We start from the raw sequence: 12,030 nt of genomic DNA on the forward strand, positions 1-12,030 counted from the left end.
TGTGGATGGCTAGCTGTCATCGGCGTGCATGTTTGCCATGACCGTTATCCGTGCAGGGCCCAGCGCCAAGATAAATGTATCGAGGGAAGACAAATGTTTCTAAATTTGACGAAATTTGGATGGCTTTCTGCTCCTGTCCGTGGCCTTGATGTGGCTGTCGCCTGCGCGGTGGTGGTGACACCGGCTGGCATGTCGTGGCGCTCGCCCTGGCTGATGCGGCTGGCGGCGGCCCTGCTGTTTCCCTTGCTCTCCCTGTTTTCCCTTCAAGCCTCTGCCGCCAGTGCCTGCCCGAGTCCGCGCAGCATCAGCGTAGTGGCAGGGCAAGAGTATTACGAGGACTACTCCAATTCGGCTTGCTCCCCCTTCGGCCTGACGGGTACCCTGGTGGCGCCGCAATACGGTACGCTGGAGGATTCGAATGTCACGAATGCCGTGCGTTACAAGAACACGAATCTCAGCGCGACCTCCGATACCTTTACCGTCAAGGACGATGTGGCGCAGCCCATCGTGTATAACGTCACGATCACTTCCGCCATCACGCTGACGCCTGCCACCGTGCCCAGTGCCACGGTGGCCCAGGCTTACTCGGTAACGGCCCTGAGCGCGACGGGTGGCGCGGCGCCATATACATACGCGGTGACGGCCGGCAGCCTGCCTGCAGGCATGAGCCTGTCTAGCGCAGGGAGCTTGTCTGGCACGCCGACGGCGGGAGGCGCGTTCAATTTCACCGTGCGCGCCACGGACTCGCTGGCCGCCAGTGGCACGCGCGCTTACTCACTGTCAGTCAATGCGCCGACGGTCACTATCACGCCGACGACGATGCCGGCGATGACGGCCGGCGTCGCCTACAGCCAGAGCGTCACTGCGGCAAACGGCACGGCGCCAACTACCTATGCCATCACCGGCGGCAGTCTGCCCACGGGTCTGAGCCTGGCATCGGACGGCACCTTGTCCGGCACCCCCACGGCAGCGGGACCGTATAACTTCACCGTCACCGCCACCGACAGCAGCACCGGCAGCGGACCCTATACGGGGTCGCGCGCGTATTCCGTCACCGTGGCGGCGGGTGCGCCCGTTGCTGGCAACGTCAGCGCCACGGTGGCCTATGGCAGCAGCGCCAACTTGATCACGTTGAACCTGAGCGGCGGCGCGGCGACGTCGGTGGCGGTAGCGTCCGGCGCCTTGCACGGCACGGCGACCGCCAGCGGCACCAGCATCACTTACACGCCGACGGCCGGTTATGGCGGTAGCGACAGCTTTAGCTACACGGCCAGCAACGGCATCGGCACCTCTGCGCCGGCCACTGTGACGATCACGGTCAGTGGGCCCACCATCACAATTACGCCAAGCACCGTGCCGGCAGCAGCCGTGGGTACGGCCTACAGCCAGAACGTGACGGCCGCGAACGGTGCTACGCCGTACACCTACGCGATCAGCGCTGGCGCCTTGCCGGCCGGGGTGAGCCTGAATACTTCCACTGGTGCGCTGTCGGGCACGCCGACGGCGGGCGGTAGCTTCAACTTTACCGTGCGCGCCACGGACAGTTCGGCGGGCAGCGGCCCGTATTCCGGCACGCGGGCCTACTCGCTGACGGTGGCGGCGCCAACGATCAGCATCACGCCGACGACGATGCCGGCGATGACAGCCGGCGTCGCCTACAGCCAGGGCATCACTGCAGCAAACGGCACGGGGCCATATGCTTATGCCATCACCGGCGGCAGTCTGCCCACGGGTCTGAGCCTGGCATCGGACGGCACCTTGTCCGGCACCCCCACGGCAGCGGGACCGTATAACTTCACCGTCACCGCGACCGACAGCAGCACCGGCAGCGGACCCTATATGGGGTCGCGCGCGTATTCCGTCACGGTGGCGAACCTTGCGCCCATTGCCGCCAATGTCAGTGCCACGGTGGCCTATGGCAGCGGTGCCACCGTGATGCCACTGAGTTTGAGCGGCGGCGCGGCGACGTCGGTGGCCCTGGCATCCGCCGCCAGTCATGGCACGGCGACGGTCAGCGGTACGAGTATCAGCTATACGCCGACGGCAGGGTATTCCGGGCCAGACAGCTTTACCTACACGGCCAGCAATAGCGGCGGCACTTCGGCGCAAGCTACCGTGACGATCACGGTGACGCCCAACGCGCCCATTGCCGGCAATGTCAGTGCCACGGTGGCCTATGGCAGCGGTGCCACCGTGATACCACTGAGTTTGAGCGGCGGCGCGGCAACGTCGGTGGCCCTGGCATCCGCCGCCAGTCATGGCACGGCGACGGTCAGCGGTACGAGTATCAGCTATACGCCGACGGCAGGGTATTCCGGGCCAGACAGCTTTACCTACACGGCCAGCAATAGCGGCGGCACTTCGGCGCAAGCTACCGTGACGATCACGGTGACGCCCAACGCGCCCATTGCCGGCAATGTCAGCGCCACCGTGGCCTATGGCAGCGGTGCCACCGTGATACCACTGAGTTTGAGCGGCGGCGCGGCAACGTCGGTGGCCCTGGCATCCGCCGCCAGTCATGGCACGGCGACGGTCAGCGGTACGAGTATCAGCTATACGCCGACGGCAGGGTATTCCGGGCCAGACAGCTTTACCTACACGGCCAGCAATAGCGGCGGCACTTCGGCGCAAGCTACCGTGACAGTAACGGTGAGCGTTCCCAGTGTCAGCCTGACGCCGGCCAGCTTGCCCAACCCGACGGCGGAAGCTGCCTACACTGCTACCCTGACGGCAGCAGGCGGCACGGCGCCCTACACATTTAGCGTCAGCAGCGGCAGCCTGCCTGCCGGTTTGAGCCTGAATGCGGCCACCGGTGTGGTTTCGGGTACGACGAATGTGGCGGGCAGCTTCACCTTCAGCCTGCGCGCCAGCGACAGCAGCACGGGCGCGGGTGCTCCGTTCAGCGCGACCAACAGCTATACCGTGAGCGTCGGCGCGCCGACGATCTCGGTGACGCCGGCAACGCTGCCGGCGGCGATAGTGGCCACGGCTTACAGCCAGCAACTGTCGGCCAGCGGCGGCGTCGCTCCGTATGCCTATACGGTGTTGAGTGGCAGCCTGCCGGCCGGTCTCACTCTGAGCAGCAGTGGTTTGCTGAGCGGTACGCCAACGGCGGCCGGCAGTTTCACCCTGACCGTGCAAGCGGCCGATGCGCATTTGTTTACCGGCACGCAAAGCTATACCCTGGTCGTCGCATCTGCCACGCTCAGCCTGACGCCGGCCAGCTTGCCCAACCCGACGGCGGAAGCTGCCTACACTGCTACCCTGACGGCAGCAGGCGGCACGGCGCCCTACACCTATAGCGTGGCCAGCGGCAGCCTGCCTGCCGGCCTGAGCCTGAACACGGCCACGGGCGTGCTGTCCGGCACGACGAATGTGGCGGGTAGCTTCACCTTCAGCCTGCGCGCCAGCGACAGCAGCACGGGCGTGGGCGCGCCGTTCAGCGCGAGCAATAGCTACACCGTGACGATTGCGGCACCGGCCATGAGTCTGACGCCAGCCAGCCTGGCGGCGATACGCGCCGGTGATGCCTACAGCCAGCAGTTCACGGCTGCCGGCGGCGTCGCGCCGTATGCATATTCGGTCAGCAGCGGGGCCTTGCCTGCAGGCCTGATGCTCGATGCGGCGAGCGGCGTGCTGAGTGGCACACCGACCGCGTTCGGCAGCTTCGTTTTCACGCTACGCGCGGCGGACGCGCACCAGTTCACGGTGCAGCAAGCACTGACCCTGCAGGTGAACCAGGCGCCGCCACCGGTGCCCAATGAAACGGCGACCACTTCTGCCAACCAGGAAGTGAGCCTGACCATCGCTTCCACCGATGGCAGCCCGATCACGGATGTGACCATCGTCACGCCGCCGCAGCACGGGCGCGTCACGGTGGTGGCGAGCGGCGCGGCGGGGGGCGGCAGCGGCCGCGCTTTCAAGGTGACGTATGTGCCGAATGCGAACTACTTCGGTCCGGACGCCTTCAGCTACACGGCGACGGGCCCTGGCGGCACGTCCGCGCCAGCCACGGTCAGCCTGGTGGTAGCGCCGCAGCCGGTGCCCGTGCCTGTCGCCAAGACGGCGACGGTATTGGCCGGCACGCCGGTGACGCTGAACGTGACGGAAGGCGCCACGGGCGGGCCGTTCACGGCAGTGGCGATTACCACGCAGCCAGCCAGCGGCACGGCAGTCGTCAATGGCATGGACATCGTCTACACGCCAGGCATTAACACCAGCGGCGACATCAGCATCGGCTACACCGTGTCGAACCTGTTCGGCACCTCGGCGCCGGTCATAGCGACGATCAGCGTCAATCCGATGCCACAGGTGGCCAGCCAGAGCGCCACGGTGGTGGCCGGCCTGACGGTCAATGTGGACCTGACGGCTGGCGCCACGGGCGGCCCGTTCACGGCGGCCAATGTGCTCAGCGTCACGCCGGCGGAGGCGGGCAAGGCGGTGGTGCGCGACGTGGGCACGGCAGGCAAACCAGCGTACCAACTGAGCTTTGCGGCTTCGGGCAAGTTTGCCGGCGCGGCGGTGGTCAGCTACACGCTGAGCAATGCTTATGCGACGTCGAAGCCGGGCGTGGTCAACGTCACCGTGACGGCGCGCCGCGATCCGTCGGTCGATCCGGAAGTGATCGGCCTGCAGGCGGCGCAAGCGGATGCGGCGCGGCGCTTCGCCAGCGCGCAGCTGTCGAACTTCACGCAGCGTCTGGAAAGCCTGCATGGCGACGGCTGGGGACGTTCCAGCTTTGGCCTGAGTCTGACGCCGCCGAATGACAGCGGCAATCCGACGGCGGCGCTGGCGCGCTGGCAGGCGGACGAAGCGGACCGCGTGTTTGGCACGGCCGTGAAACCGTTCATGCGCAAGGCGGCCTTGCGCCAGACCGATGCCGGTTTCAGTAGCGACCGGCAACAGGTGGATGTCAGCGGCGCCACGAATGGCTTGCCGGACATGCCGCAGAGGCCGGACACGCAGAAGCAGGCCTTGTCGCTGTGGCTCGGTGGCGCGGTCGACTTCGGCCAGCACTATGTGAATGGCCGCGATACGGGCTTCCGTTTCCGCACGAATGGCGTGAGCGTGGGTGGCGATTATCGCCTCAGCGACCTGGCGACCCTGGGCGTGGGTGCCGGTTTCAGCCATGACCGCAGCGACGTGGGGCAGAACGGCAGCCGCAGCACGGCCGACAGCGCCGTGGCGGCCGTGTATGGCAGCCTGCGTCCGAGCAAGGGCGTCTTCCTCGACGGCGTGCTCGGCTACGGCACCTTGCAATACGACGAGTCGCGCTACCTCGCCGATGGCAGCGGTTTCGCCACCGGTGACCGCGACGGCAAGCAAGTGTTCGGCGCTGTTGTAGGCGGTATCGAGATGCGCCATGAGACCTGGATGTGGTCGCCGTATGGCCGCGTGGAACTGATGTCGGCCCAGCTCGATCCGTACACGGAGAAGGCGGCGGGCATGAATGCCTTGAGCTACTTCAAGCAAACCGTGCGTTCGCGCATCGGCGCGCTGGGCGTGCGGGCCGAGGGCTTGTACGTGGGGGGCCTGGGCACGTGGTTCCCGCGTGCGCGGCTTGAGTACCGCCACCAGTTCCAGGGCGCCGATGATGCGCGCCTGGCGTATGCCGACCTGGCGGCCGATGGCCCCGTGTACGTGATCCGCACGGTGCCGCAGCAGACGGGCAACTGGGCTGCGGGGCTGGGCGTGAAGCTGTTGCTGTCGAATGGGATGACCATCACGCTGGACTACAACAGCAATCTGAACATCGATAGCGGGCGTACCCAGTCGGTGATGTTTGGTATCGCCATGCCGCTCAAGTAATCGGCCAGCTAGCAGGCAAGACCTGATCGCCGGCCCGGAATCAATCCGGGCCGGCGATTTTTTTTTTGGCTATGTCAGTGTCAGGCGTGGGGACGCTTCCATCGCCACCACCACCTGCAGCAAGGTATCGCCAAAGCCGCCCCGTGCCCTGGCATGGCGGCGGGCGCTGGTGGTGACGCGCGGCGCAGCGCTCCAGGCGATGTGTGCGCCGCACGCCTGCAAGGCGGCCACCAGGGCCACGTCTTCGCTGCAGGCCAATGGTGCAAAGCCGCCGGCGCGCAGGTAGGCGCTGGCGCGCACGCCGAAGTTGGCGCCATGGATGTGGCGGTGGCCGTCGGCATCCGTATAGGTACGGGTGAAGTGTGCGAGCAGGGCCGCAGCGTTGGACCCGTGCGGCGACCAGTCGTCCACCGCGACCGTGCCGCACACGGCATCGGCGTTCAAACCCAGCTGGGTGCTCAGCCACGAGGGCGAAACGCGCGTGTCCGCATCCGTAAAGGCCAGCCAGCGGGCGCCCCGTTGCAACAGCAGTTGCGCGCCGGCGGCGCGCGCGGCGCCCACGTTTTGCGCATTCACGGCGATGCAGTCCAGGCGCCAGCGCAGGTCCGCCTGCATGGCATGCGCCAGCACGATGCGTTGCGACTGGTCGCTGCAGGCATCGAGCACGATGATGATGCATACCGCCTCGCCATGCAGCAAGGGACAGGTGGCGGCAAGGCGCAACGCTTCCAGGCAGGCGCCCAGACACGCTTCCTCATTATGTACGGGCACTACCACGCCGATCATGCGTAGCCCTCGCGCTGCGCCACCGAACGCGCATCGTTTGACCAGATCCCCAGCAGGAAGTCGGTTTCTTCGTGCCGCAGCACGCGGTGCAGGCCGGGCGCGTCCTGGAAGGCCGCATGCACGCGCACGGTCGAGACGATGCGCTGTGCAAACGGCGCGCGCCAGTGGCACAGGACGATGCTGCCGCCCGGCGCCAGGCTGGCGATGCTGTGTTCGACCACCCGCGCCAGCTCTTCCGCCGACAGGTAATAGGCGATCTCGCTGAGGACGATCAGGTCGAACTTGTCGGCGCCGGGCAGGATGCGCGGCCAGTCCTGCGGCAGCCGGTGTTGTGCCAGGCTGACGTTGGCGCCGCACCCTGCGTCCAGCAGACGCTGGTGCGCCAGCCGCAATGCTTCAGCCGAGAGATCGGCCGCCAGCACCCGGTCGCAGCGCTGCGCCAGTTCGACCGTCAGCTCGCCATTGCCGCAGCCCGGTTCAAATGCGTGGCGGTAGTGCTGCTGCGGCAGGCTGGCCAGCAGCAGGGCGCGCTTGCGCACCTCGTACCAGCGCTGGCGCACCAGCCAGGGGTCGGCATCCTGGCGATACAGCTGCTCGAAATAGCTGCCGCGCTGGTCGTCCGGCGTGGAAGAGGCGTTCATAGAAAATACACCTCCCAGGCGTGCAGCAGGCGTTGCAAGGCGTCGCCGGCGACGATGGCGGGGCGGCCCGTCGACGGGTCGTCTTGCATCTGGCTGGCGAAGCAGCGCAGGGCCGCGCGCTTGCGCTGCAAGACGGGGGCTGGCAATGGCAGGCGGTGTGCGCGGTGCCACGGTACGCGCATATCGCCGGGTACGGCCCAGTGCCAGCCCCAGACGGGCATTTCTACCAGGGTGGCGCCGCTGGCCGAACATGCCGAGGCGCAGGCCCAGCCGCACGCTTCATGGTCCGGGTGGCCGTCCAGGCGCCACGTCGTGAAGACGATGTCGCCGGGACGCAGTTGCGCGGCCAGTGTTGTGCTCAGCTGCGGCGTCATGCTGGCCACGCCGCCATCGGGCAGGTGCAGGCGCAGCCACGTGGGCGGTGCCAATCCCAGCGTGGCCAGCGCTTGCGCGGATTCTTGCGGGCGCACCTGGCGCAGGCGTTCCTGCGGCCAGAGGGGCGAGCCCGGGTGGCTGGCATCGCCATCGGTGACGGCGACGAACAGCAATCGGCTGCCCTGCGCCGCCAGCAGTTGCAGCAAGCCGCCGCAGGCGAGGATTTCATCGTCGGGATGGGGCGCGACGATGACGGCGCGCGTCCCTGGCGGCACCAGTGCGTGCGCGCCGATGGTGGGCAGGTCGTTCAGCCCCGGCCAGGATAGCCAGGCCTGGGCTGGCGTGCCGCCGCCGTCGAGGCGGCGCGCATGCGTATCGGAATGGGCGAGCATGTCACAGCGCCCACGGATGTTCTTCGGCGCCGGCGACGATGCCGCCCAACACGGCCTGATCGCGTTCGGCATGGCTCTGGCGCAGGAATACGGGCAGGTCGGCCGCCAGGCGCGCGAAGCGGGCATCGCGGCACAGGGGGGCGGCGCCCAGCGCACGCGTGGCCAGGTGCAGGACCAGAGTGGCGGCATCTTCCACCGTCAGGCGCAGGCGCAGCGCCAGGCCCATGGCGTCGCGCTGCGGTTGTGCGTCGATGTGGGCCGCGCCTTCGCGCAGCAGGGCGCCGGCGGCGCGCAGCGCGCAGTCGATTTGCCCCAGTTGCGCCAGGCGGACGGCATCAGGGGCTGCATGCTGCGCGCGCGCATGCAGGTGGCTGGCGACGGCGCAGGCCGCGCCATACCAGGCGGCCGCGATGCCGGCGCCGCCATGCCAGAAGCCGGGGCGCTGCAGATACGCGCCCGGCGCGCCCACGGGAAAGGCCCGCGCGCCGGCAAAGGTCACGTCGACGCTGGCGCAGGCAAGCATGCCGACGGCTTGCCAGCCTTCATCCGTGACGTGTACGCCCGGCTGCGACAGGGCCACGGAGGCCAGGCATGCCCGGCCGTCCTCGTTCCAGCAGCTGATCAAGGCATGGCTGAGTCCATTCGCCCCGGAGCACCAGGCCTTGCGGCCATCGAGCACATAGCGGCCATCGGCCGCCTGTTGCAACTGCACGCGTGCGCCCGGCATTTCCGCGCACCATACGCCCCAGCTGCTGCCGGCCGGCACGCCGGGACCGTCGATTTCCGCCAGGATGGCCAGCGCATCGGTATGACCCTCATACAGCTTGAGCAGGGACAGGTCGATGGCGGCGATGGCGGCCAGCATTTGCCAGCGCTGCAGGGTGGCGCCGTGGCCGGGCAGGGGTAATTGATCCAGCCCCGCGTCGCGCAGGCGCCGCAAGCCTTCGATCGGATGGAAAGCGCTGTCCTGTGTCTGCAGCAGCGCAGCCAGTGCCACGTTGGACGGCAGGGAAAAGGCATTGGGCGACATGGCAAGCTCCTGTTTTTCAACAGAATAGCTTTGTATTTTCGCAATGTATGTTCGATTCTGCACATACACTCGCTAACGGCCTCGAGTCTATGCGGCAGCGGGCGCGACGGCTCCGCGCGGCCCCACAGCAGATCAAGCGCTTATTTTTTCACATAATGCATGTCCAGCACATACGCACCCTTGTCCAGCATCACCGTATACAGGTCGTTGCCGCGCAGGGACAGGCCGCCGGGGACGCTTAATGCGGGATGCATGCCTTTGTCCTCCATGCAGGAATCGCCATTGTCCACGTCGACGCACCAGTTGTTCTTGCCATCCAGCAGTACATATTTCACGCTGGCACCGGTCCTCTGGAACCTATAGGCTGGGACCGACGAGGTGATCTTGTCGACGCGCAAGGTCGTTGCCGCAGCGTTTTCCGCCAGCTTGATCTGCATGTCGGCGGTGCCGTCCGGCTTGCCGGTGATCTGCGCGCTCATGCCGTCTGTCGCGACCACGGGGCCAGAGCAATCGGACTTGAAGTAGGTCTCGCCGGTCGGCGTCAGTTCCAGCGAACCGCTGCCGTCGGTCTTGAACGCGATGACGAGCAATTGGCGGTCGTGATGGTCGCAAGCCGACTGCCAGGTGCCGACATACGCGGCCAGCGGCGAGGTGCTGCCGGAATCGCCGGCAAGCTGCTGTGTCGTACCTCCACCGCCACCGCAGGCGGTCAGGAGTGCCGTGGCCGAACCTGCCAAGACTGCCAATAATTTTTTCATTCAGAGTCCTTTTTATCCGGCAGCGTTGCGTGCCGTAAACGCGGCCTGATTATAGGAGTATCGACAGGGGGAAATTCTCACCGAATCTATCCCGGCAGCATTTAATTCTGTTTATCTTGCCTGCCGTGTAGTTTTTGGTGCATGCCGCTTAAAACTCTTCCCAGTCATCGCCGGCCGCTGCCTTGGCGGGCGCGCGCTGTGCCGATGGCGGCTTGGCGACGCTCAGGCGCTTGGCTGGCACGGGTGTTTTGGGCGGCGCGGCGCGCGGCGCAGCCACGTTTGCTGCCGGTGCCGTCTGGCGCACCTGCTCGCCCAGCTTGAAGACGCTGACCACCTGGGCCAGATGGCTGGCCTGGTCTTGCAGGCTTTCGGCGGCGGCTGCCGCTTCCTCGACCAGGGCCGCGTTTTGCTGCGTCACGCCATCCATTTGCGCCAGCGCCTGGTTGACCTGGGCGATGCCGTCGCTTTGCTCGGTGGTGGCAACGCTGATGTCGGCCATGATGGCGGTGACCTTGCGCACGCTGTCGACCACCTGCTCCATGGTGGCGCCCGCTTCATCGACGAGTTTGCTGCCGGCGGCCACCTTGCCGACGGAATCGTCGATCAGCAGCTTGATTTCCTTGGCCGCGGCGGCCGAGCGCTGCGCCAGGTTGCGCACTTCCGTGGCGACGACGGCAAAGCCGCGTCCCTGTTCGCCCGCGCGCGCCGCTTCCACGGCCGCGTTCAGGGCCAGGATATTCGTCTGGAAGGCGATACCGTCAATCACGCTGATGATGTCGACGATCTTGTTCGACGAGTCATTGATCGAGGTCATGGTTGCTATGACCTTGCCAACCACTTCACCGCTCTTTTGTGCCACGCTGGACGCGGAGGCCGCCAATTGATTGGCCTGGCGCGCATGGTCGGCGTTTTCCTTGACCGTGCCCGTCAGCTCCTCCACCGAAGCGGCCGTTTCTTCCAGCGAGCTGGCTTGCTGTTCCGTGCGGGCCGACAGGTCGTTATTGCCTTGTGCAATTTCCGCACTGGCACGGGCCACGTTGTCGGCGCTGGCCTGCACTTGCAGCAGCACGGCATGGATCTTTTCCACGAAGTCGTTGAAACCCTTGCCGATCACGGCCAGCTCGTCGGTGCCCTTGACTTCCAGCTTGACGCGCAGGTCGGCGTCGCCGCTGGACAGGTCCGTCATGGTGCGGCCCAGGGTGCGCAAGGGGCGCGTCAGCTGGTTGACGACGAGGATCAAGATGCCTGCCGTGGCTGCCGCACACAGCAGGGCAACGATCAGGGTGTAGATCATCAGCTCGCGCGCCGAGGCGATGGCCACGCTTTTCGGGAAGTTCAGTTCCACGCTCCACGGCGCGATATCGGGGTGGATATGCAGCGGCTGCAGCAAGTGGATGTAGCCCTTGTCGTCCTCGTATTCATACGGCTGGCCCTGGCGTACTTTTTCCAGGCCGGCGGCCGGCACGTCGTCGGCCTTCTTGCCCAGCCGTTCGGGCACGGGGTGACTCGCGTACAGGCCGCCGTTCGAGATCAGGGCCAGCTTGCCTCCCTCGATCACTTTCAGGTCGGCCAGGATTTTCGCCAGGCGCGTGAGCATGAAGTCGGCGCTGGCCACGCCCTTGAAGCTGCCGTCGATCATGATGGGCGCGACCAGCGAAGCCATCAGCACATCCTTGCCATCGACGGGGTAGATATACGGTTCCGTAAAGAAGGTTTTTCCCGTGCGCTTGGGCACGTCATACCAGTCGTTGGCACCCGGTTTCGGGTCGAAGACGATGGGTTCGACTTGCAGCTTGCCGCCGGCGCCCCGCGTCCAGTAGGGCATGAAGCGGCCGCTGGCGTCGTAGTTCGGCTTCTGGTTGGCAAATTCCGCATCCTTGCCGTCAAGCGCGTTCGGCTCCCACGTCACGGCCGCGCCCAGCAAGTCGTCCGAACTGGTCAGGGTGGCCTTGGTCAGTTCATTGATCTGCTCGCGCTGCAGGGGCAGGCTGGCGCTTTTGGTGCCGCGCATGGCGCCGGCCAGGCTGCTGACGCTGGACAGGTTGCTGGCGATGCGTGCCTGCAATGCGCCCGCCACTTCGCGCGCCGACGTGCGCGCCAGTGCCAAAGCGGCCGCCTCGGCGCTGGCGCTGCTTTTGTAGCCGATCACCGCCGCCGTGACGCCCAGACTGATGACGGCGAGCGCGGTGGCGGCGACGCAGATTTTGCTGTTGAGTGAGAGTTGCATGATGCGGTTCCTT

Annotated in this window: 7 protein-coding genes; 1 reads left to right on the forward strand and 6 read right to left on the reverse strand. The window is 66.5% G+C overall.

Annotation, left to right across the window (positions count from 1 at the left end):
* The first annotated feature begins 150 nt into the window (after positions 1 to 150).
* Entirely contained in the window at positions 151 to 5,808 is a 5,658-nt protein-coding gene (locus tag CSZ94_RS11050) for a putative Ig domain-containing protein (RefSeq protein ID WP_180977433.1), read from the forward strand.
* A gap of 69 nt (positions 5,809 to 5,877) precedes the next feature.
* Here the strand turns inward: CSZ94_RS11050 and CSZ94_RS11055 are convergent, their stop codons facing one another.
* The 6 genes from CSZ94_RS11055 to CSZ94_RS11080 all read right to left on the reverse strand — a co-directional run bounded on the left by CSZ94_RS11055 (position 5,878) and on the right by CSZ94_RS11080 (position 12,017).
* Positions 5,878 to 6,594 carry a glycosyltransferase gene (locus CSZ94_RS11055; RefSeq protein WP_102121550.1) on the reverse strand — a complete coding sequence of 239 codons (717 nt, stop codon included), beginning with the start codon at positions 6,592 to 6,594 and terminating at the stop codon, positions 5,878 to 5,880.
* On the reverse strand, positions 6,591 to 7,235 hold the full coding sequence (locus CSZ94_RS11060; protein ID WP_102121551.1) for a class I SAM-dependent DNA methyltransferase: 645 nt from the start codon (positions 7,233 to 7,235) through the stop codon (positions 6,591 to 6,593). Before CSZ94_RS11060 ends, CSZ94_RS11055 begins: the two co-directional genes overlap by 4 nt.
* Positions 7,232 to 8,002 (reverse strand): PIG-L deacetylase family protein, encoded by a 771-nt coding sequence (locus CSZ94_RS11065; RefSeq protein WP_102121552.1) that lies wholly within the window; start codon positions 8,000 to 8,002, stop codon positions 7,232 to 7,234. Before CSZ94_RS11065 ends, CSZ94_RS11060 begins: the two co-directional genes overlap by 4 nt.
* Position 8,003: 1 nt before the next feature.
* Positions 8,004 to 9,032, reverse strand: a complete 1,029-nt coding sequence (locus CSZ94_RS11070; protein WP_258000925.1) for an acyl-CoA dehydrogenase — start codon at positions 9,030 to 9,032, stop codon at positions 8,004 to 8,006.
* A 140-nt stretch (positions 9,033 to 9,172) separates the two neighbouring features.
* Positions 9,173 to 9,790, reverse strand: coding sequence for a hypothetical protein (locus CSZ94_RS11075; protein ID WP_102121553.1), 618 nt, complete (start codon positions 9,788 to 9,790; stop codon positions 9,173 to 9,175).
* A 148-nt stretch (positions 9,791 to 9,938) separates the two neighbouring features.
* Positions 9,939 to 12,017, reverse strand: a complete 2,079-nt coding sequence (locus CSZ94_RS11080) for a methyl-accepting chemotaxis protein (RefSeq protein ID WP_102121554.1) — start codon at positions 12,015 to 12,017, stop codon at positions 9,939 to 9,941.
* Between the last annotated feature and the right edge of the window lie 13 nt (positions 12,018 to 12,030).

This window comes from Janthinobacterium sp. ROICE36 (assembly GCF_002869965.1).
Taxonomy (GTDB): Bacteria; Pseudomonadota; Gammaproteobacteria; order Burkholderiales; family Burkholderiaceae_D; genus Janthinobacterium.

Coding starts and splice junctions, on each gene's coding strand:
- CSZ94_RS11055 (WP_102121550.1), bottom strand. CDS start 6,594: ATGATCGGCGTGGTAGTGCCCGTACATAATGAGGAAGCGTGTCTGGGC.
- CSZ94_RS11060 (WP_102121551.1), bottom strand. CDS start 7,235: ATGAACGCCTCTTCCACGCCGGACGACCAGCGCGGCAGCTATTTCGAG.
- CSZ94_RS11065 (WP_102121552.1), bottom strand. CDS start 8,002: ATGCTCGCCCATTCCGATACGCATGCGCGCCGCCTCGACGGCGGCGGC.
- CSZ94_RS11070 (WP_258000925.1), bottom strand. CDS start 9,032: ATGTCGCCCAATGCCTTTTCCCTGCCGTCCAACGTGGCACTGGCTGCG.
- CSZ94_RS11075 (WP_102121553.1), bottom strand. CDS start 9,790: ATGAAAAAATTATTGGCAGTCTTGGCAGGTTCGGCCACGGCACTCCTG.
- CSZ94_RS11080 (WP_102121554.1), bottom strand. CDS start 12,017: ATGCAACTCTCACTCAACAGCAAAATCTGCGTCGCCGCCACCGCGCTC.